Origin of the sequence: Saccharothrix luteola, assembly GCF_020859565.1 — a bacterium.
GTDB lineage: Bacteria > Actinomycetota > Actinomycetes > Mycobacteriales > Pseudonocardiaceae > Actinosynnema > Actinosynnema luteola.
This window is the reverse complement of the sequence record NZ_JAJHUO010000007.1, coordinates 235137-255719: the sequence shown is the minus strand read 5'-3', so window position 1 is coordinate 255719 and position 20583 is coordinate 235137. Positions and strand designations below refer to the sequence as shown.

Annotated in this window: 19 protein-coding genes and 2 riboswitches; of the genes, 12 read left to right on the top strand and 7 right to left on the bottom strand. The window is 72.0% G+C overall.

The genetic code is table 11. The features are described 5' to 3' along the window. Position 1: 1 nt before the first annotated feature. The 4 genes from LNK82_RS12445 to LNK82_RS12430 all read right to left on the bottom strand — a co-directional run bounded on the left by LNK82_RS12445 (position 2) and on the right by LNK82_RS12430 (position 3222). Positions 2 to 1198: a GNAT family N-acetyltransferase gene (locus LNK82_RS12445; RefSeq protein WP_230567103.1), complete on the bottom strand. Its 1197-nt coding sequence runs from the start codon at positions 1196 to 1198 to the stop codon at positions 2 to 4. Positions 1199 to 1275: 77 nt separating this feature from the next. Beyond that, positions 1276 to 1656: a hypothetical protein gene (locus tag LNK82_RS12440; protein WP_230567102.1), complete on the bottom strand. Its 381-nt coding sequence runs from the start codon at positions 1654 to 1656 to the stop codon at positions 1276 to 1278. A gap of 73 nt (positions 1657 to 1729) precedes the next feature. After that, the gene (locus tag LNK82_RS12435; protein WP_230567101.1) at positions 1730 to 2830 is read right to left on the bottom strand and encodes a winged helix DNA-binding domain-containing protein; all 1101 of its coding nucleotides are present in this window, start codon (positions 2828 to 2830) and stop codon (positions 1730 to 1732) included. Further along, a complete protein-coding gene (locus tag LNK82_RS12430; protein WP_230567100.1) occupies positions 2827 to 3222 on the bottom strand; it encodes a hypothetical protein in 396 nt (131 codons plus the stop codon). Before LNK82_RS12430 ends, LNK82_RS12435 begins: the two co-directional genes overlap by 4 nt. Positions 3223 to 3344: 122 nt before the next feature. On the opposite strand from LNK82_RS12430, the gene LNK82_RS12425 reads away from it, so the two are divergent. From LNK82_RS12425 to LNK82_RS12410, 4 genes are all read left to right on the top strand, one after another. Then, on the top strand, positions 3345 to 3890 hold the full coding sequence (locus LNK82_RS12425; protein ID WP_230567099.1) for a DM13 domain-containing protein: 546 nt from the start codon (positions 3345 to 3347) through the stop codon (positions 3888 to 3890). Between the two features lie 248 nt (positions 3891 to 4138). After that, positions 4139 to 5131, top strand: coding sequence for an AraC family transcriptional regulator (locus LNK82_RS12420; protein ID WP_230567098.1), 993 nt, complete (start codon positions 4139 to 4141; stop codon positions 5129 to 5131). Positions 5132 to 5245: 114 nt separating this feature from the next. Then, positions 5246 to 8632, top strand: coding sequence for a phosphodiester glycosidase family protein (locus tag LNK82_RS12415; RefSeq protein WP_230567097.1), 3387 nt, complete (start codon positions 5246 to 5248; stop codon positions 8630 to 8632). A gap of 102 nt (positions 8633 to 8734) precedes the next feature. Beyond that, on the top strand, positions 8735 to 9259 hold the full coding sequence (locus LNK82_RS12410) for a hypothetical protein (protein ID WP_230567096.1): 525 nt from the start codon (positions 8735 to 8737) through the stop codon (positions 9257 to 9259). A gap of 162 nt (positions 9260 to 9421) precedes the next feature. On the opposite strand, the gene LNK82_RS12405 is transcribed toward LNK82_RS12410, so the two are convergent. Genes LNK82_RS12405 through LNK82_RS12395 form a run of 3 tightly spaced genes read right to left on the bottom strand, consistent with a single transcriptional unit; the run spans position 9422 to position 13196 of the window. Beyond that, a complete protein-coding gene (locus LNK82_RS12405; RefSeq protein WP_230567095.1) occupies positions 9422 to 11485 on the bottom strand; it encodes a 3-hydroxyacyl-CoA dehydrogenase NAD-binding domain-containing protein in 2064 nt (687 codons plus the stop codon). Beyond that, positions 11485 to 12687: an acetyl-CoA C-acetyltransferase gene (locus tag LNK82_RS12400; RefSeq protein ID WP_230567094.1), complete on the bottom strand. Its 1203-nt coding sequence runs from the start codon at positions 12685 to 12687 to the stop codon at positions 11485 to 11487. The genes LNK82_RS12405 and LNK82_RS12400 overlap by 1 nt, the downstream gene beginning before the upstream one ends. A gap of 56 nt (positions 12688 to 12743) precedes the next feature. After that, entirely contained in the window at positions 12744 to 13196 is a 453-nt protein-coding gene (locus LNK82_RS12395; protein ID WP_230567093.1) for a GNAT family N-acetyltransferase, read from the bottom strand. A gap of 208 nt (positions 13197 to 13404) precedes the next feature. On the opposite strand from LNK82_RS12395, the gene LNK82_RS12390 reads away from it, so the two are divergent. From LNK82_RS12390 to glyA, 8 genes are all read left to right on the top strand, one after another. Next, positions 13405 to 14553, top strand: coding sequence for an acyl-CoA dehydrogenase family protein (locus LNK82_RS12390; RefSeq protein ID WP_230567092.1), 1149 nt, complete (start codon positions 13405 to 13407; stop codon positions 14551 to 14553). Further along, positions 14553 to 15677, top strand: a complete 1125-nt coding sequence (locus LNK82_RS12385; protein WP_230567091.1) for a CaiB/BaiF CoA transferase family protein — start codon at positions 14553 to 14555, stop codon at positions 15675 to 15677. The genes LNK82_RS12390 and LNK82_RS12385 overlap by 1 nt, the downstream gene beginning before the upstream one ends. Positions 15678 to 16125: 448 nt before the next feature. After that, complete coding sequence (locus LNK82_RS12380) at positions 16126 to 16287, top strand: hypothetical protein (RefSeq protein ID WP_181319924.1); 162 nt, start codon at positions 16126 to 16128, stop codon at positions 16285 to 16287. Positions 16288 to 16488: 201 nt separating this feature from the next. Then, positions 16489 to 16977 carry a helix-turn-helix transcriptional regulator gene (locus LNK82_RS12375; RefSeq protein ID WP_123746208.1) on the top strand — a complete coding sequence of 163 codons (489 nt, stop codon included), beginning with the start codon at positions 16489 to 16491 and terminating at the stop codon, positions 16975 to 16977. A 110-nt stretch (positions 16978 to 17087) separates the two neighbouring features. Continuing rightward, on the top strand, positions 17088 to 17486 hold the full coding sequence (locus tag LNK82_RS12370; protein WP_230567090.1) for a hypothetical protein: 399 nt from the start codon (positions 17088 to 17090) through the stop codon (positions 17484 to 17486). A 14-nt stretch (positions 17487 to 17500) separates the two neighbouring features. Beyond that, the gene (locus LNK82_RS12365; RefSeq protein WP_230567175.1) at positions 17501 to 17803 is read left to right on the top strand and encodes a DUF3817 domain-containing protein; all 303 of its coding nucleotides are present in this window, start codon (positions 17501 to 17503) and stop codon (positions 17801 to 17803) included. Between the two features lie 63 nt (positions 17804 to 17866). Next, positions 17867 to 17954: riboswitch (glycine riboswitch) on the top strand. Position 17955: 1 nt separating this feature from the next. Next, positions 17956 to 18051: riboswitch (glycine riboswitch) on the top strand. A 128-nt stretch (positions 18052 to 18179) separates the two neighbouring features. Continuing rightward, on the top strand, positions 18180 to 19280 hold the full coding sequence (gene gcvT / locus LNK82_RS12360) for a glycine cleavage system aminomethyltransferase GcvT (RefSeq protein ID WP_372470471.1): 1101 nt from the start codon (positions 18180 to 18182) through the stop codon (positions 19278 to 19280). Positions 19281 to 19294: 14 nt separating this feature from the next. Continuing rightward, positions 19295 to 20560, top strand: a complete 1266-nt coding sequence (gene glyA, locus LNK82_RS12355) for a serine hydroxymethyltransferase (RefSeq protein WP_230567089.1) — start codon at positions 19295 to 19297, stop codon at positions 20558 to 20560. Positions 20561 to 20583: the final 23 nt, after the last annotated feature.

Here is a 20583-nt window from a genome sequence, read left to right as displayed (position 1 = left end):
CTTAGCCGGAGGCGACCTGGTGGGAAGCGCTCTCAAGACGGCCCGGACCGGTGACACCCGGAGGATCGGTGGCGATCGACACCCGCAGCAACCCGTCCTCGCGGCGCACCGAGGTCGGCAGCCCGGCGCGGGCCGCCGTGCGGACCAGCCCCGTCTCGGCGGGCAGGCACCAGCCGACCAGCTCCCGGTACCCGGCCGCCCGCGCCGCGCCGGCCAGCGAACCGAGCAGGGCGGTGCCCACGCCGCGACGTTGCCACCCGTCCTCGACCAGCAACGACACCTCGGCGCCGGCGGGGGTGGACATCGGGATGAGCTGGCCCATGGCGACCACCCGGTCCGCGCACTGCGCCACCACGGTGCTGCCGCGCGGCGGGCTGAGCAGGCGGTGCAACCACCGCCTCGGCACGGTCCGCATGCCCGAGTGGTAGCGGTTGAACAGGGTGCCCATCGAGCAGCGGGAGTGCAGCTCGGCGACCGCCTCCTCGTCGCTCGCGCGGCCGGGCCGCAGCACGAGCGCCATGCCGTCCTCGGTCAGCAGCGCGGTCGGCCGGGGCGCCGCCGCGCCCGCGGCGGACAGCAGGTCGATCAACGCCTGCCCGCGGGCCAGCTCGACCTGCGTGAACGGCGCCCAGCCGCGTTTGACGGTGTAGGACTGCGCCGCCTCCGGCGTCGCGGGCGAGGTCGCCTGGAAGTCGACCGTTCGCGCCTGATTTCCCGACGATCGAAGAGCGTGATCGCCGGGAGATGAGTCGCGAACGGTCGACGCGACCTCGCGGTCGTGGTCGGGCTTGGCACCGCCTGCGGGGGAGGTGGCCTCCGGCGCGGCGGAGGTGATGACGACCGAGTCGGCGCCCATGACGATGCGCAGGGCCTCGCCGATGGCGTCGGGGTCCCGCAGCCCGAGGGCGGCGGCGCGCAACGCGGCCGTCGGCGCGTCGACCAGGTCACGCAGGTCGGCGGCCGTGATGCCGACGCACCGGCCGCCCTCGGCGCGCACCGCGTCCACCAGGTCCGCGGGCAGCAGGCCCGGCGCGGCCTGGACCACGAGCTCGTCCAGCACGCCGCCGGGCACCGGGATCACGGACAGCGCCAGCACGTTGCAGTCCTGGTGCGCCAGCCGGACGGTCACCCGGGCCAGGGCGCCGGGACTGTCGTCCAACTCGACGCGCAGTCGCCAGGTCTTCGGTGTGGTGTCCATGCGACCAGGCTGGACGGCCCACGTTGCGCTGGGGCGACGTGGGCGTTTCGGCGACGTGAGGGATGGTCCCCGCGCGCTCAGTCCCGGCAGTGCGGCGGCGGCAGCGGGTTGAGCGGGCTGCACGGCCACTCGGTGTTCTTCACCGTGGTGGTCGTGGTGGTGGTCGGCGGCGCCTCGGTCGAGGTGTCCGGCGGTGGCGGCGGCGCGGCCGGTGGCGGTGTCGTCGTCGTGGTCCGGACCGTGGTGGTCGAACTCGGCGCCGCCGAGATGGCGTCCGTGGTGACGGAGCTCGGTGGCGTGGTGACGCTGCTGGTCGACGGCCGACCGGTGATCCACGTCGAGGCGGGGGTGTCGGCCTGCTGCTCGTCGTTCACCCCGTCGAGGTACACCCCGATGAGGACACCGGTCAGCGCCGACGCCGCCACGGCCAAGCCGCACGTGGCCCACAGCACCCGCACAGCAAGCCTCCTAACAGAACGCGCTTGTGGCGCAACGGTGAGCGGCTGAACAGTACCGCCCACCGGACCGGTCTCACCCGACCCAGTGCACCTCGGTCGGCCCGGCCATCCGGTCCACCTCGCTGAGCACGGTTTTCCGCGCCGCAGCGGACAACGAGCGGAACGGTTCGAGGGTGACGGCCACCCGGCCGCCCTTGCGCTCCTGCGACCACACGCCGGCCAGCATCCCGTCCACCATGAGTACCGGTGACAGCCATCCCTGCGGTCGGTACACCTTTTCGGGCGACCCACCATCGAGGAGGTGCGTGGCGTGGCGTGTCGCCGCGACGACGTACTGGTCGAACGCCGGAAGCAGCCGCACGGTCTTCACCGGCTCCGCCTCGCGCAGGCTCGCGACGTCCTCCGCCCGCGCCCAGCAGGCCGCGCCCTCGACGTCGACGGGCTCGATCCGGTCGCCGAGCGCCTTGAACACCCGCCCGCCGTCGGCCGGGCTGACGCCCCACCAGCGCGCGAAGTCCTCCCTGGTCGCGGGTCCCTGCTGGGCCAGGAACCGCAGCGCGATCTCCTCGACCGCGCCCTCCCGCGCCGCCAGGTCGACCCCGAGCCACGTGCGCGGGGCGGTGAACCGGACGAACTGGCCCTCGCCGGGCCCGAACACGAGCCTGCCCTGGAACGACGCGGGCTTGAGGTACGCGCCCCAGCTCTCCCGCAGCTTCTCGCCGATGTGCGCGGACGTGCGCGCGGCGACCTCGTCGGCGAGCTCGGCGCGGGTCAGCACGCGGTCCGCCAGCACCTCGCCGACCGCGTCCACCAGCGTGGTCAGCTCCTCGGCGGTGATGTGGAAGTTCCGCAGCCACACCGGCTTGAGGTAGTGCCGGTACGTGGCGAACCCGGCCTGCCACAGCGGGTACTCGGCGGCGGGCAGCAGGTGCAGCGTGCCGCGCATCGACCACGTCTTGACCAGCGTGCGGTCGGTCCACAGCGCCCGTTCGACGGCGTCGTCCGGGAGCCCGTCGACGCGTGCGCGCAACGTCGCCTCGGCCGAGGACATCAGCTGGGCGTGCAGCCCGCACAGCCGCGAGACCACCGCCGACGCCTCCTCGGCCGGTCGCCGGGCGTCGAGGCCGTGCCTGCGGGTGCGCCAGGCCGCGACCTGGCGCCACGTCACGCTCACCGGCGTCCGCCCCGGTCCGTCCCGGCCGCGAGCCGGCGTTCCAGCACCGCCGTGCCGAGCACGCGGGCCAGCACGAGGCCGGCGCCGGACAGCCCGGCCACGAGCACCGCGCCGGTCATGTGCCAGGTCGGTGAGTCACCCGTGCAGGTGAACACGTCCGTGAACTTCTCCGAGGAGCAGGTCACGTACGGCACGGAGGCCAGTCCGATGCTCGCCGCCGCGACCCCGCCGAGCAGCGCGGACCCGAACGTGCGCATCAACCCGAACGCGGCGTTGGCGGCCCCGACCGCGGCGATCAGGAACAGCAGCGGCACCGGGTGCGGGAACGGGCCGAACGCGGCGCAGCCCACCATGAGCGCGCACACGATCGCCAACCCGGCCCGTTCACCCACCCGGCGACCCTAACAACGCCGGCCTGGCAGACGTCAGAACTTCGTAAGCGGGTTTCGCACCCCGACCGGCGTCCGGTTCGCCAGGGTTGTCCGGTAGACGGGTCGACTTCGGAAGGCGTGAGATGTCCAAGCGGGTAGTGGTGATCGGGGTGGCCGGCGTGCTGGTGGTCGCCCTGGTGGTGGGGCTGTACCTGTTCCAGCCGTGGCGGCTGTTCACCGACCGGACGGCCGACGAGGCGTTGCTGCTGCCGGCGACGACGACCACGACGTCCACGGTCGGGTCGACGACGACTCCCGTGACCACGACGCCCGCACCGCCCGCGGGCCCGGTCGCGCTGGCCTCCGGGCCGTTCCGCTCCCTGGACTACACGACGACGGGGAGCGCGACGTTGGTCCGGTTGCCGGACGGCAAGCGCGCCGTGCAGTTCGAGGCGCTGGACACCAGCGACGGTCCGGACCTCCACGTGTACTTGTCGGACAAGCCGGCGGACTCGCCCGAAGCGGCGTTCGACTCCGGTTTCACGAACCTGGGCAAACTCAAGGCCAATCGCGGCAACCAGGTCTACGAGGTGCCGGCCGAGATCGACCTGAGCACGGTCCGCAGCGTCGTGATCTGGTGCAAAAGGTTTTCGGAGGGCTTCGGAGTAGCGCCGTTGGAACAGGGCTGACACATAGGCGAAACAAATGCGCGATGGTCCAGGCCGCGTATAACCTTTTCGCCGTATTGACGTATCTGGTCTAGACCACATACAGTGGTAGCACCACAACGTCCCTCGTTGGTGGGCGGGCGGATGCCCCATCGACGAGGAGCCGGCTCACTGGGGTGGGCCACCGTTGGCGGCGGCGCGGCGCTCTCTCTCCCCGTTCCGCGCCGCCGCACACGGCCGGCGGACGATCGTGATGCACACTGTGAGTGATGCTCACCAGGACCATCGCCATCCACTACGTGAACGCCGCGCTGCGCGGCGCCGTGCGGCGCGGTCACGACGTGGCGAGGCTGCTGGCGACCGCGGGCATCGGCGAGGCCCTGCTCTCCGACGAGCGCGCCCGCGTCACTCCCGCCCAGTACACCAGGCTCGTCCAGGCCTTGTGGGACGCGCTGGACGACGAGTTCATGGGTCTTGGTCCGCGACCGAGCAAGCGCGGCACGTTCCCGACCATGTGCCTGCTCGCCGTGCACTGCGCGTCGCTGGAGGACGCCCTGCGGCGCGGTCTGGCGTTCTACGAGCTGTTCGACGTGCGGCCGGCGATGGCGTTGGGCGAGCACGACGGCGTGGCCGCGTTCACCCTGTCCACGGAGGGCGTGGACGACCCGGACCGGTTCCTGGTCGAGTCGCTGCTGGTGCTGTGGCACCGGTTCTCGTCGTGGTTGATCGGCCGGCGGATCCCGTTGCGCGGGGTCGACCTCGACTATCCCGAGCCGCCGCACGGCGCGGAATACCACCTGATCTTCGGCGCTCCGCTGCGGTTTTCCGCACCCACCACCACGTTGACTTTCGACGCGCGGTTTCTGCGGATGCCCGTCGTGCAGGACGAAGCCGCATTAAGGCGGTTTCTGCGGAATTCACCCGCCGAGTTGCTGTCCCGGCGCGATTACGGCGCGGACGCGTCCAGCCAGGTGCGGCGGATGCTCGGCGGCGGCGTGGTGGGACTGGAGAACGTGGCCGCGCGGCTGGGCATGAGCGCGCCGACGTTGCGGCGGAAGCTGGCGGCCGAGGGCACGTCGTTCCGCGAGGTGCGCGAGCAGTTGCTGCGCGACCAGGCCGTGGCGAGCCTGGTGCGCGGCGGCGAGTCGGTGGAGGAACTGGCGCTGCGGCTGGGTTTCTCCGAGGCGAGCGCATTTCACCGGGCGTTCAAGAGGTGGACGGGCGCGAGCCCTGGAACCTACCGGGGTGGCGGGGTTGGCTGACGTCGCCGGGGTCGATCGGGTCGCCAACTGCGGCCGAACGGCCGTGTCCGGCGAATCGTCAACACGGTGGACTTACATCGCGTAAGTTCCTCACCCATCCCTGCGGGAGTGCCCGTGTTCCCACGCCCTCGCTCCGCCGCCCTGGCCGCGGCGCTGGTCCTCGCCCTGATGGCGGCGACACCCGCGGCTCATGCCGATCCGCCGACCGCTCCGCCCCCGCCGTCCGTCGTCGACCTGCCGGGCGTCGCCGTCGCGCCCGCCGTCGACCCCGCCCGCCGCATCGAGACCGCCCGCACGACCCGGCCGGTCGCGCCGGGCGTGTCGCTGAGCTCGTTCGACTGGTACGAGCCGGGCGGCGCGGGAGGGTGGATCCGCGGCGACGCGCTCACCGTCGACCTCACCGCCGGGACGAAGGTCGACTACCTGCACCCCGGGCAGGTCGCCGCCGCCGAACCGCTGTCCGCGCAGGCGAACCGGACCCGCGCGGTCGCCGCCGTCAACGGCGACTTCTTCGACATCAACAACTCGAACGCGCCGCGGGGCGTCGGCGTCCAGGACGGCCGCACGGTCAAGTCGCCCGTCGCCGGGCACCGCCGGGCGGTCGGCCTCGACGCGGCGGGCGTCGGCCGGGTGATGGAGGTGTTCTTCGACGGGAAGGTCACCCGCGAGGACGGCACGTCCATCCGGTTGCACCAGCTCAACAGCGCCGCCGTCGAGCCCGGCGGCGTCGGGCTGTTCGACCCGATCTGGGGTGCCTACAGCCGGGCGCGGGCGGTGCAGGGCGCGACCCGCGTGACCGAGGTCGTCGTGCGCGCGGGCGTGGTCGCCGAACGGCGCGACCGGGCGGGCGACGACCCGATCCCCGCCGACGGCCAGGTGCTCGTCGGCCGCGAGGCAGGTGCCGACGCCCTCGCGACGCTGGCCGTGGGGGAGCGGGTCGCCGTCGAGCACACGACGAAGGCGGACGACGGCGGCGCGTTGCGCGCCGCGATCGGCGGGAACCAGTTGCTGCTCAAGGACGGCGAGGTCGTCGCGCCCGCCGATCCGCTGCACCCGCGCACGGCGGTCGGGTTCTCGGCGGACGGCGAGAAGATGTTCCTGCTCACCGTGGACGGCCGCCAGGGCGCCTACCTGCTCGGGCTGAACCTCCAGGACGTGGCCGCGATCCTGAAGGAGATGGGCGCGCACAACGCGCTCAACCTCGACGGCGGTGGCTCGTCCACGCTGGTGGCCCGCACGCCCGGCGCGGAGACCGTCGCGGTGGAGAACACGCCGTCCGACGGCGGTGAGCGGCCCGTGCCGAACGGGCTCGCGCTCTACGCGCCGACCGGCAGCGGGCAGCTCACGGGCTTCTGGGTCCGGACGGCGATCGACCCGCGGGCGGCGCCGGGGTCGGACACCGTGCCGGGCGGTCACCCGGAACGGGTGTTCCCCGGCCTGACCCGGCGGCTCCTGGTCGACGGGCACGACGAGACGTACGGCCCGGCGCGGGACGACGCGCACCGGTGGCGCACGGCCCGTGCCGACGTGGGACGGGTGGACGACGACGGCGTGTTCCACGCGCACCGGCCCGGCACGACGAAGGCCGTGGCGCAACGCGGCGGCGTGACCGGCGAGGTGGAGCTGACCGTGCTGGGCGCGTTGGCCGGGCTGTCGGCGACCACGAGCCGGCTGAGCCTGCCGGAGGTGGGCGGCACGAGCGGGTTCGGCGTGGTGGGGCGGGACGGCGACGGGTTCACCGCGCCGGTCGAGCCCGCGGACGTGTCGCTGGACTACGACCGCTCGGTGATCGGCATCGCGCCGGGCGCCGACGGCTCGCTGCGCGTCACGGCGGTGAAGCCGGGTGCGACGACGGTCGTGGCGCGGGTCGGGTCGCACGTGGTGCGCGTGCCCGTGACCGTGGGGCTGGAGGAGCGGCTGCTCGCCGGTTTCGACGACGGCGCGGCGTGGACGTTCGGCTCGGCGCGGGGCTCCGGCTCGGTCGCGCCGGTGCCCGAGGGGCGCACCGGGGCCGGGCTGCGGATGACGTACGACTTCTCGAAGTCCACCGGCACGCGGACGGCCTACGCGATCCCGCCGAAGCCGATCGAGGTGGACGGGCAGCCGCTGGCGTTGGGCGCGTGGGTCCACGGGCACGGTCGCGGCGAGTGGACGGCGTTCACCGTCACCGACTCGTCGGGGCTGAGCCGTTCGCTCTACGGGCCGTACATCACCTGGACGGGGTGGCGCTACCTGGAGGTGCCCGTGCCGTCCGGGCTCGCGTTCCCCTTGCGGGTGAACAGGTTCTACACGATCGAGACCAAGGCGGACCGGCAGTACACCGGCGAGGTGGTCGTGGACGACATCGTGGCCAAGGTGCCGCCCGCGGTGGACCTGCCGGTGGTGGACGAGCCGGCCGACCGGTTCGTGGTGCAGGACGGCACGGTGGCCGACCGGCCGTGGCGGTTCGCGGTGATGTCCGACGCGCAGTTCGTGGCGCGCAACCCGGACAGCGAGCTGGTGCGCGCGGCGCGGCGGACGTTGCGGGAGATCAAGGCGCAGCGGCCGGACTTCGTGGTGGTCAACGGCGACTTCGTGGACGAGGCGTCGCCCGCGGACCTGGCGCTGGCGCGTCGGGTGCTGACCGAGGAGCTGGGCGACGAGCTGCCGTGGCACTACGTGCCGGGCAACCACGAGATCATGGGGCCGGGCACGATCGACAACTTCCGGCGCGAGTTCGGGTCCACCAACCGGGTCTTCGACCACAAGGGGACGCGGTTCGTGCTGCTGGACTCGTCGACCGGGACGGTGCGCGGCGGTGGGTTCGACCAGGCCGTGATGCTGCGTGAGGCGTTGCGCGACCACGGTTCGGTGAACTCGGTCGTGGTGATGGAGCACCACCCGCCGCGTGACCCGACGCCGACCAAGGGCAGCCAGCTGACCGACCGGATGGAGGCCGACGTGGTCGAGGACTGGTTGGCGGCGTTCCGGCGTGACACCGGCAAGGGCGCGGCGTTCATCGGGGCGCACGTGGGCCTGTTCCACGCTTCGCGGGTGGACGGCGTGCCGTACTTGATCAACGGCAACTCGGGCAAGGCCCCTGCGGGTGAGGCGGGCCGGGGCGGCTTCACCGGCTGGACCATGCTCGGCGTCGACCCCCGGCGCGGCTCCGACGGCTGGCTGGCGGCCGAGATCCGCCCGCACGTGGACGGCCTGACCCTGACCGCGCCGGCCGAGGTCCGGATGGGCCCGCCGACCCGCGTCACCGCCTCCGTCACGCAGGGCTCGCGGCACGTCCCCGTGACCTATCCGGTGTCCGCGGACTGGTCGGGCTCGCCGAACCTGCACGTCGGGCCCGCTGCCGGCCTGCGCCCGTGGCACGTCGCGTGGCTGGATCCGGCGACCGGCGCTCTCACCGCGTTGCGCCCGGGCCGCGTGACGCTCGCCGTGACCGTGAACGGAGCCACCCAACGCTCCGACCTCACCACCGCCTACCCACACCCCTCCCTCACCCCCGCCTGACCTCGCGAGAGTCCTACCCTCACCCCGCGTGAGTCCTACGTTCAGACCGCGCGTGTCCTACGTTCGGAACACCCGAGTTGAACGCTCAGAAGGGGGTTGTGCGTGCGATCGCTGCTCGCTGCCGTTGCCGAGGACGACGAGGTCGCCCGGTTCCTGGACTGGCCGGGCGACTTCGACCTGCGGCGACGGGATCACGTCGAGGAGGTGCACCTCGCGTCCGGCGCGGCGCTGGAAGGCTTCGCGGGTGACGGGGCCGGGGGCACGTACTTCTTCTGCGGCGACGGTGGTGAGGAACGTCCGGTGCTGTACGCGGACTCCGAGGGCGGCGCCACCTTGGTCGCGGTCGGCGTGCCGGAGTTGCTGCGGCTGCTGCTGGTCGCACCGTGGTGGCGCAGCTGCCGTTCGTTCACCGCGGAGGAGAGCGCCGCGCTGGCCGCCGAGTACCTGGAGGACATGCCCGACCTGGCCGTTCGGCGGGACCGCGCCGCTGCCGCCCTCGGCTTGGAGCTGCCGGCGGAAGCCGACGCCCTCGCCCGCCTGCACGAGGTCGCCACCGGGGTCGGCCGGGAATTCGTCCTGATCCTCACGCCGGAGAACGAGCCCTACGAGCCCTTGATCAAGCCGTGAGTCCTACGTTCGCGTCGCGTGTGTCCTACGTTCGGAACACCCGAGTTGAACGCTCAGAACAAGATCGACTGTTCTGGGCGTTCAACTCGGGGTGCGCGAACGTAGGACACGCGCGTTCCGAACGTAGGACTCACGCGGGCTGAACGTAGGACTCTCGCGGGATCAGAAGGGGGTGTTGCGGGTGGCGCGGTCGCGGAGGGAGGTCGGTGGGCGGAAGCGCTCGCCGTAGGTGTCGGCCAGGTAGTCCGCGCGCTCCACGAACCCGGTGAGGCCGTAGGAGTTGACGAACTGGACCGTGCCGCCGCTCCACGGCGCGAAGCCGAACCCGAACACGCTGCCCACGTTCGCGTCACCGATCGACGTCAGCACCCCCTCGTCCAGGCACCGCACCGTCTCCAACGCCTGGATGAACAGCAACCGGTCCTCGACGTCCTGCTCCGTCACGCCCGCGTCGGCCCGCGCGTACCGCGCCAGCCCCGGCCACAGGAACTTCCGCCCACCCTCGGGGTACTCGTAGAACCCCGCACCGCCGGACTTGCCCGTGCGCCCCTCGGCGACCAGCTCCTCCAGCACGCGGAACGCCGGGTGATCCCCCAGGGAGCCCGCCACCGAAGGGTCGTCGGCCAAGGTCTGGTCGCGGATCTTCAGCTGCAACGTCAACGTCACCTCGTCCGACACCGCCAGCGGACCCACGGCCATGCCCGCGCGGCGAGCGACGTTCTCGATCAACGCCGGCGACACGCCCTCCGCCACCATCGACACGGCCTCGGTGACGTAGGTGCCGAACGTCCGCGACGTGTAGAAGCCCCGGCTGTCGTTCACCACGATCGGCGTCTTCCCGATCCGCAGCACGTAGTCGAACGCCCGCGCCAACGTCTCGTCCGACGTCTTCTCCCCGCGGATGATCTCCACCAGCCGCATCTTCGGCACCGGCGAGAAGAAGTGCAGCCCGATGAACCGCGACGGGTCGCCCACCGCCGACGCCAGCCCGGTGATCGGCAAGGTCGACGTGTTCGACGCGATCACCGCGTCCGGCAACGCCGAGGCCTCCGCCGCCGGCAGCACCTGGTTCTTCAGCTCCCGGTTCTCGAACACCGCCTCGATCACGAGGTCGCAGCCCGCCAGGTCGGCGTCGGAGTCGGTCGGCGTGATCCCCGGCGTGTCACCCGCGCCCCGCCGGGCCGCCTCCAGCGTCACGTCCTTCAGCACGACCTCGATCCCGGCCTTGGCGGTGACCACGGCGATGCCCGCGCCCATCATGCCCGCGCCGAGCACGCCCACCTTGGTCACCTGCGACCGCTCGACCCCGGCCGGCCGCGACTTGCCGGCGTTGATCTCGTTGAGCTGGAACCAGAACGTGTTGATCATGTTCTTCGAGACCTGACCTGCGGCCAGCTCCACGAAGTACCGCGCCTCGACCTTCAACGCGGTGTCGAAGTCCACCAGCGCGCCCTCGACCGCGGCGGCCAGCACCTTCTCCGGCGCCGGGTACACGCCGTGCGTCTTCTTCCGCAGCACGGCGGGCGCGGCGGCCAGCAGCCCGTACAGGTTCGGGTCGCCCACGCGCACGTCCGGCACCGCGTACCCCGGCCTGTCCCACGGCTGCTGCGGCGCGGGGTTCTCCTTGATCCACGCCCGTGCCTTGGCGATCAGCTCCTCGCGCGAGGACGCCAGCTCGTGCACGATCCCGGCCTGCAACGCCCGCGCCGGCCGCAGCTGCTTGCCCTCCATCAACAGCGGCAACGCGGGCTGCACGCCCAGCAGCCGCACCATCCGGGTCACGCCGCCACCGCCGGGCAGCAGGCCGAGCGTCGCCTCGGGCAGCCCCAGCCTGATCTTGTCGTCGTCCAGGACCACCCGGTGGTGGCACGCCAGCGCGATCTCCAGGCCACCGCCCAGCGCGCTGCCGTTGATCGCCGCGACGACCGGCTTGCCCAGCAGCTCCAGCCGCCGCAACTGGCCCTTGATCTCCTCCAGGAACCCGAGCGCCTCGGCCGCGTTCTCCGGCGTGATCTGGATCAGCACGTTCAGGTCGCCACCGGCGAAGAACGTCTTCTTGGCCGACGTCAGCACGACACCCGTGATGTCGTCGCGGGAAGCCTCCAGCCGCGCGACCACGTCGCCCATGTCCTTGTGGTACTCGGCGTTCATCACGTTCGCCGAGCCGGACATGTCCATCGTGAGGGTGACGACGCCCTCGTCGTCCTGCTCGAAGTGGATAGCCATCAGACCCTCTCGATGATCGTCGCGATGCCCATGCCGCCGCCCACGCACAGCGTGGCCAGACCCCGCCGCAGGTCCCGGCGCTCCAGCTCGTCGAGCAGGGTGCCGAGGATCATGCAGCCGGTCGCGCCGAGCGGGTGGCCCAGGGCGATGGCGCCGCCGTTGACGTTGACCTTGTCGTCGGGCAGGTCCAGCTCCCGCTGGAACTTCAGCACCACCGACGAGAACGCCTCGTTGATCTCGAACAGGTCGATGTCCTCGACGGTCAGCCTGGCCTTGTCCAACGCCTTGCGCGCGGCCGGCGCCGGACCGGTCAGCATGATCGTGGGCTCGGAGCCGACGACCGCCGTCGCGATGATCCGCGCGCGGGGCGTGAGACCCAGCTCCTGGCCGATGCGGGCGTTGCCGATCAGCATCGCCGCCGCGCCGTCCACGATCTGCGACGAGTTGCCCGGTGTGTGGACGTGGTCGATGCGCTCCACCGTCGGGTAGCGGTCGATGGCGACGGCGTCGAAGCCGAGGTCGCCGTGGAACGCGAAGCTCGGCTTGAGCTTGCCGAGCCCGTCCAGCGTGGTCTCCGGGCGGATCGCCTCGTCGTGGTCGAGCACGACCGAGCCGTTCTGGTCGACCACGGCCACCAGCGACCGGTCGAAGTAGCCCTTGTCCCGCGCCAGCGTCGCCCGCTGCTGCGAGCGCAGCGCGAAGGCGTCCACGTCCTCGCGGCTGAAACCCTCCAGCGTCGCGATGAGGTCCGCGCTCACGCCCTGCGGCACGAAGTTGACCGCCATGTTGGTCTCCGGGTCGGCCATCCACGCGCCGCCGTCCGAGCCCATCGGCACCCGCGACATCGACTCGACGCCGCCCGCCACCACCAGGTCCTCGAACCCGGACGCCACCTTGGCCGCGGCCAGGTTCACCGACTCCAGGCCCGACGCGCAGAACCGGTTGAGCTGCACGCCCGCGGGCCGCAGGTCCCACCCGGCCGCCAGCACCGCCGTGCGGGCGATGTCCGCGCCCTGCTCGCCGACCGGCGACACGACGCCGAACACCACGTCGTCAACGGCGGAGGTGTCCAGGTCGTTGCGCCGCGCCAGCGCCGCGAGCACCCCGGAGGCGAGGGTGATCGGCTTGACGCTGTGCAGCGAACCGCGCTTTCCCCTGCCACGCGGTGTGCGCACCGCGTCGAAGATCAAGGCTTCGCTCATGCACGCCACGGTAGGGAGCACGGCGGCGGTTGCCCATGACCTCCCGAGGTGACTTATTAGCTCACCGGCGTGAGCGGGTAGTCCATGATCTCGCCCTCGCCGACGAACCCCAGCCGCGCGTACAGCCGCCGGGCCGTCGCGTTGTCCTGGAACACGCGCAACTGCACCCTCGCCCACCCGTGCTCCCGCGCCCACGCCAGCACGTCGGCGACCAGCGCTTCGCCGACGCCGCGCCGCCGGAACTCCGGCATGACCCACATGGAGTACAGGTACAACACGTCCGGGTTGACTTCGTGCGGCACACCGGCGACGAGCCCGACCGGCTCCGGGTCCTCGGCGACGACCTTCACCCCGCGCTCCGGCCGCAACAGCTCACGCCACCGCGCCTCGTCGAACGTCCGCTCCAGCGCCAACGTCGAACCGAACGCCTCGAGATCGCTGCTCAGCGCGGTCAACCGGATGTCACGCCAGGTCGCCCAGTCCTCGGGCCCGAGCCGCCGCAGTCGCATACCCCCAGTGTCCCGCCAACCCCCCACGACCTCATCCTCAGCCACCTCCTGTCAAGCACACCGATCGCGCCGACCCAGTGAGGACGCGACCTCGCCCGCGACGCCGGAGGTGGCGCCATCCAACACTGACTTTTGCGCTCACGATCAACGCCCACGCAGCGCGCTGCGGTCATGGCGGCGCGGGCCGGGCGGTGGGACCGTCGAGGGCATGCCAACTCGCCGTTCCGCATGGATGACCGAGGACCTGGACCAGTTGCGCAAGCTGGCCCGCACGTTCTTCGAGAGGGAAGCGGTCCCGAACCAGGAGCGCTGGGCCGCGCAGAAGCAGGTGGACCGGGACTTCTGGACCAAGGCCGGTGAGGTCGGGCTGCTCTGCCTGTCCATCCCCGAGGAGTACGGCGGTGGCGGCGGCACGTTCGCGCACGAGGCCGTGCTGCTGGAGGAGCAGGCCCGGTGCGGCGACACCGCGTGGGGCAACAGCGTGCACAGCGGAATCGTGGCCCACTACATCAACGCCTACGGCACCGAGGAGCAGAAGCTGCGCTGGCTGCCCAAGATGGCCACCGGCGAGTACGTCGGCGCGATCGCCATGTCCGAGCCCGGCGGCGGCTCCGACCTGCAGAACATCAAGACGCGGGCGCTGCGGCGCGGTGACGAGTACGTGCTGTCGGGCTCGAAGACGTTCATCACCAACGGCGCGCAGGCCGACCTGGTGGTCGTGGTCGCCAAGACCGACCCCGGCCAGGGCGCGACGGGCATCTCGCTGCTGGTCGTGGAGACCGCGCAGGCGCGGGGCTTCCGCCGCGGCCGGGTGCTGGACAAGATCGGGATGCACGGCCAGGACACCGCCGAGCTGTTCTTCGACGACGTCCGCGTGCCCGCGGCGAACCTGCTCGGCACCGGCGAGGGCCAGGGGTTCATCCAGCTGATGCAGCAGCTGCCCCAGGAGCGGCTGATCATCGCGGTGGCGTCGGTCGCGGGCATCGAGGCGGCGGTCGACCTCACGCTGGCCTACGTCAAGGACCGCACGGCGTTCGGCCGGGAGCTGATCAAGTTCCAGAACACCCGGTTCAAGCTCGCCGAGTGCGCCACGGAGGCCCGGGTGACCAGGTCTTTCGTGGACGAGTGCGTGCAGGACCACCTGGCGGGCCGCCTCGACGTGCCCACCGCGGCGATGGCCAAGTGGTGGGCCACCGAACGGCTGTGCCAGGTCGTGGACGAGTGCGTGCAGCTGTTCGGCGGCTACGGCTACATGGCCGAGTACCCGATCGCGCGCGCGTGGGCGGACGCGCGCGTGCAGAAGATCTACGGCGGGACGAACGAGATCATGAAGGAAATCATCGCGAGGTCGCTCTAGTGCCGGGGCCGCTGGAGGGGTTGAAGGTCGTCGAGCTGGCCGGCCTCGCGCCCGCGCCGTTCGGCTGCATGGTGCTGGCCGACCTCGGCGCGTCCGTGGTCCGGGTGGACCGCGTCGGCGGCGGCACGGAGGTGCCCCTGCTCGGCCGCGGCCGGCGCTCGATCGGCGTGGACGTCCGCCGCCCCGAGGGCGCCGAGCTGGTGCTGCGGCTGGTCGCGGAGTCGGACGTGCTGGTCGAGGGCTTCCGGCCCGGCGTGACCGAACGGCTGGGCATCGGCCCGGCGCAGTGCCTGGCCCGCAACCCGCGACTGGTCTACGGGCGGATGACCGGCTGGGGCCAGGACGGGCCGCTGGCCGACCGCGCCGGGCACGACATCAACTACATCGCGGTGGCGGGCGCGCTGGAGCCGATCGGCCGGGCGGGCGCGCCGCCGACCGTGCCGCTCAACGTCGTCGGCGACTTCGGCGGCGGCGGGTTGCTGCTGGCGCTCGGCGTGCTGGCCGCGCTGTACGAGCGGGAGCGGTCCGGGCGCGGGCAGGTGGTGGACGCGGCCATGGTCGACGGCGCGGCGCTGCTGACCACGTTCCTGCACGGCATGTCGTCGGTGGGCGCCTGGCCGGGCGCGCGCGGGACGAACCTGCTGGACGGCGGCGCGCCGTTCTACGACGTGTACGAGGCGGCCGACGGCGGGTTCGTCAGCATCGGGGCGCTGGAGGAGAAGTTCTACGCCGAGTTGCTCGCCGTGCTCGGGCTTGCCGACGCCGGGCTGCCCGGGCGGCACGACCCGGCGAACTGGCCGGAGCTGCGGGCCCGCATCGCCGCGGCGGTGGCGACCCGGACCAGGGACGAGTGGGCCGCGCTCGCGGAGGGCACCGACGCGTGCCTCGCGCCCGTGCTGGCGCCCGGTGAGGCCCCGAAGCACGGGCACAACGCCGAGCGGGGGACGTTCGTCGAGGTGGGCGGGGTGGTGCAGCCCGCGCCCGCACCGCGGTTCGGCCGGACGCCCGCCGCCGCGCCGGGGCCGCCGCCCGCGGTCGGCGAGCACACGGTCGAGGTGCTGGCCGGGCTGGGGCTGGGCGAGGACGAGATCGCCGGGCTGCGGCGGTCCGGCGTGATCGGCTGACGAACCCGGTCGAGCGCGGCCCGGTCGGGTGCCGACCCGATCCGGGCACTGCCCGATCGGGCAAGAAAAAGGCAAGGGAAATCACCTGAAGGGGTACCGGAAATGAGTGGCAGCCGCCAGCGGCCTTTGTCACGCTCGGTGCGTGCGTCGGCGCAATCAGGTGATGGGCTGTGCGGAGGTGGCAGTGTCTGAAGAACCTCGGTGTCCGTGCCAGGGGTGGGCGAGTGGCCCGTACCTTGGTGATCGGCGGGACCACCGGTCCCCTTGATCGTCCGTTCGGGTGACACCCGGGCCTCCCCAGGCGTGGTTGCGTGGTGTTCGTGCGACCGGTCGAGGGATGGCGGCGGGTTCGATCGTCATCATCCGGGTGAATGAGGGACCATGGCCGTTGACACGACCGGAGCGGCGCTCGGCCGCCCTGCACTGTGAGACGGACGGAGACCGATCAGTGAACGTCAAGAAGGTGGTGACGCTGGCGGCGGTCGCGCTGGTGCTGTTCCTCCTGATCACCCAGCCGAACGAGTCCGCCGAGGCGGTGAGGACCGCGCTCGGGTGGCTCCAGTCCGGCGCCGAGTCGATCATCACCTTCGTCCGCAGCCTGTTCGCCTAGAGGACTCGCGGTAACCCCTCGTACTCCGCTCAATGCGGTCACGATCGGTGACTATGCGCCCCGAACGTTGCACCGTACGGGTGGAATGAGGGCTATAACGCCCTGGTAACAGGGTTTTAGACAAACCAGGGTCTAGCGGTTGTCGGTACCCGCTAATACGGTGCGTCGCATTGGCTGATCTTCGACCGATGAGGAGGCAGAATGGTCGAGGACTCCGGAGTCGACGAGCTGTTGCGGCAGTGGGCGGCTGAGCGCTCGGACGACGCCGAGCTGCAGGAGGTGAACCGGATCAAGGACGCGTGGCTCGCGGAAGCCCCGCCGTCCGCGCCGGGGATCCCGGTGCAGCGGGCGAATGGCGGTCCCCGCGGCCTGGTGAAGGTCGAGTCCGCGGATCCGGCGTACGTGGCGGCGATGCGGAAGCGGGCGCCCGAGGTGCCCGAGCCCCTGCTCGCCGCGGCCGCCAGCTACTGGCAGCTGGTGGGCGACCTGTCCGAGGCGGAGCAGTGGTGGGACGCGGGCATCAGCCCGTTGGACCAGCGCGCTCTGGACTACCGGGCGGCCGGGCTCTCGCCCGCCGACCTCGGTCGTCGCCTCGGCCCGATGACGGTGCTCCAGCACCTGCGTCGGGGTAGCGCGGCGGCCTGGTGCGTGGCCAGGCTGCAGAGGCAACGCCGGGACGGCGTGGCCTAGGTCCGACGAGTCGGGGCGGGCTCCTGCGGTCGAGGAGCCCTCGCCTTCGAGGTGCGGGCTCCCGTGCGGGGAGCCCCAGCCTCGTGCGACGCACGAAGTACTCTTGAGGCGTGCGAGGCCTCATCACCCCCCAGCGCCTGGCCATCGCGGCCGTCTGCCTGGCGTCGCTGGTCGTGTGCTGCGGCCTGGCCTACTGGCAGTGGGAGCGGTTCTCCCAGGCCGGCGGCACGTTCCAGAACCTCGGTTACGTGTTCCAGTGGCCGCTGTTCGGCCTCTTCCCCGCGTTCATGGTGTGGCGCATCCGCAGGCTGGACGCCCGCCGCAAGGCCGAGGACGCCGCCGCGGCGACCGGGGCCGCCGACGAGGCCGCGCCGGAGCCGGTGGCCGCGCCGTCGCGGCCGGTCGTTACCGTTGAGCCCGTCAGAGCACCCGCGCACGACGACGAGGACGAAGAGCTCGCGGCCTACAACCGCATGCTCGCCGAACTCAACGCGCGGGACCAGCGGTGAGCGAAGGTAGGGCGATGAGCGGCGCGTTGACCAGGTTCCGGTTCATGGCTTACGTGGTCGGCGTCGGGCTGCTGCTGCTCGTGGTCGCGATGATCATCAAGTACGCGGGCGACGACACGGGCATGATGCAGGTCGTCGGCCCGGTCCACGGCTTCCTGTACGCGGTGTACCTGGTGCTCACCGTCGACCTCGCGCTCAAGGCCCGCTGGTCGATCAAGGGCACGGTGCTGGTCCTGCTCGCGGGCACGATCCCGTTCGTGTCGTTCTACGCCGAGCGCAAGGTGGTCGAGAGCGTCCGGGCCGAGAAGAGCCTGTGACCGGGGTTGACCCCGCCCGCCGCGCGCGCCTAGCGTCTGGCGGTACCAACTGAACACGGCCGTCGATGTCGCGCGGGAGAGTCCCCGAGCGGGGCGCCGAAGGAGCAACTCCTCCCCGGAATCTCTCAGGCACAGGTACCGCGCGACGAAGGCAACTCTGGAAAGCAGGCGCGCCGTTGTGCGCCTCGCCCACGGTGCAAGCCGCCCCCACCGGGTGGTGAAGCTCTCAGGCTCATGGCAGAGGGGGAGGCTCACTCGACGAGGAGTCTCCGGTGGACCGTGTCATCCTTTCGCTCGTGAATCGCTCGGACGTGCCCGCCCGTCGACCCGACCGGTCGGCCCGTCGGCATGTCCGCACCCAGGGAGGGCCCGCCTGATGGAAAGCCGCCGCACGCCCCTGCACGCCGAACACGAGGCGCTGGGCGCCATGTTCACCGACTTCGCGGGCTGGCGGATGCCGCTGCGCTACGACAGCGAGCTGGCCGAGCACTACGCGGTGCGCACGTCGGCGGGCCTGTTCGACCTGACCCACATGGGTGAGATCCTGCTCACCGGCCCGGAGGCGGGCGCCGCGCTCGACCACGCCCTGGTCGGCCACGCGTCCGCGATCGGCGTCGGCCGCGCCCGGTACACGATGATCTGCCAGGCCGACGGCGGCGTCATCGACGACCTGATCGTGTACCGCACGGGTGACACCGAGTACCTCGTCGTCGCCAACGCCTCGAACGCCGCCGTCGTGCACGAGGCCCTGGTCGAGCGGGCCGAGGGCTTCGACGCGGTGGTCGAGGACAAGTCGACCGACTACGCGCTGCTCGCCGTGCAGGGCCCGAAGGCCACCGCCATCCTCGCCGGCCTCACGCCGACCGACCTGGCCGCGGTGAAGTACTACGCGTCGTACCCGACCGAGGTCGCCGGCAGGCCCGTGCTGCTGGCCCGCACCGGCTACACGGGCGAGGACGGCTTCGAGCTGTTCGTCGCGCCGGACGACGCCGGGCACGTGTGGCAGGCCCTGCTGGAGGCGGGCGCGCCGCACGACCTCAAGCCCGCCGGCCTCGGCTGCCGCGACACGCTGCGGCTGGAGGCGGGCATGCCGCTGTACGGCAACGAGCTCGGCCGCGACCGCACGCCGTTCCAGGCGAACCTCGGCCGCGTGGTGAAGCTGGACAAGCCGGGCGACTTCGTCGGCCGCGACGCGCTGGCCGCCGCCGCCGAGCGGGGCGTGGACCAGGTCCTGGTCGGCCTGAAGACCGCCTCCCGCCGCGCGCCGCGGCACGGCTACCCCGTGCTGGACGCCTCCGGCGCCCGGATCGGCGAGGTGACCAGCGGCGCGTTGTCGCCGACCCTGGGCTACTCGGTGGCGATGGCGTACGTGGCCGTCGGCAACACCGATCCCGGCACCCTGCTGTCGGTGGACGTCCGCGGCAAGCACGAGCCGGTCGAAGTCGTCGCACTGCCCTTCTACAAGCGCACCTCGTAAGGGAGACCCCACACATGTCCGAGCACTTCAACACCTCCCTCGCGGAGTTCGACCCGGAGGTCGCGAACGCCGTCGCCGCCGAGCTGCACCGGCAGCAGAGCACGCTGGAGATGATCGCCTCGGAGAACTTCACGCCGGTGTCGGTGCTGCAGGCGCAGGGGTCGGTGCTGACGAACAAGTACGCCGAGGGCTACCCCGGCCGGCGCTACTACGGCGGCTGCGAGAACGTCGACGTGATCGAGCGGCTGGCGATCGAGCGGGTGAAGGCGCTGTTCGGCGCCGGTTTCGCGAACGTGCAGCCGCACTCGGGCGCGCAGGCCAACGCGTGCGCGATGTTCGCCCTGCTCCAGCCGGGCGACACGATCCTGGGCCTCGACCTCGCGCACGGCGGCCACCTCACGCACGGCATGCGGATCAACTTCTCCGGCAAGCTCTACAACGTGGTGCCCTACCACGTTTCGGACGAGGACGGCCGGGTCGACATGGCCGAGGTGGAGCGGCTGGCGACCGAGCACCGGCCGAAGCTGATCGTGGCCGGCTGGTCGGCGTACCCGCGTCAGCTGGACTTCGCGGAGTTCCGCCGGATCGCCGACTCGGTGGACGCCTACCTGATGGTGGACATGGCGCACTTCGCCGGCCTGGTGGCGGCGGGCCTGCACCCGAGCCCCGTGCCGCACGCGCACGTCGTGACCACGACCACGCACAAGACGCTCGGCGGCCCGCGCGGCGGCGTGATCCTGACCAACGAGGCCGACCTGGCGAAGAAGATCAACTCGGCGGTGTTCCCCGGTCAGCAGGGCGGCCCGCTGGAGCACGTGATCGCGGGCAAGGCGGTGGCGTTCAAGCACGCCGCGTCGCCCGAGTTCGCCGACCGCCAGCGCCGCACGGTCGAGGGCGCGAAGATCCTCGCCGAGCGGCTGTCGCAGCCCGACGCGGCGGCGGTGGGGGTGAAGGTGCTCACCGGCGGCACGGACGTGCACCTCGTGCTGGTGGACCTGGTGGCGTCCGAACTGGACGGCAAGCAGGCCGAGGACCGGCTGCACGAGGTGGGCATCACGGTCAACCGCAACGCGGTGCCGAACGACCCGCGCCCGCCGATGGTGACCTCCGGCCTGCGCATCGGCACGCCGGCGCTGGCCACGCGCGGGTTCGGCGCGGCCGACTTCGCCGAGGTGTCGGACGTCATCGCGGCGGCGTTGCAGCCCTCGCCGGACCTGGCGGAGCTGCGGGCGCGCGTCGAGGTGCTGGCGGCCAAGCACCCGCTGTACCCCACCCTGTGAACGACTGACGGGCGCCGAGCACC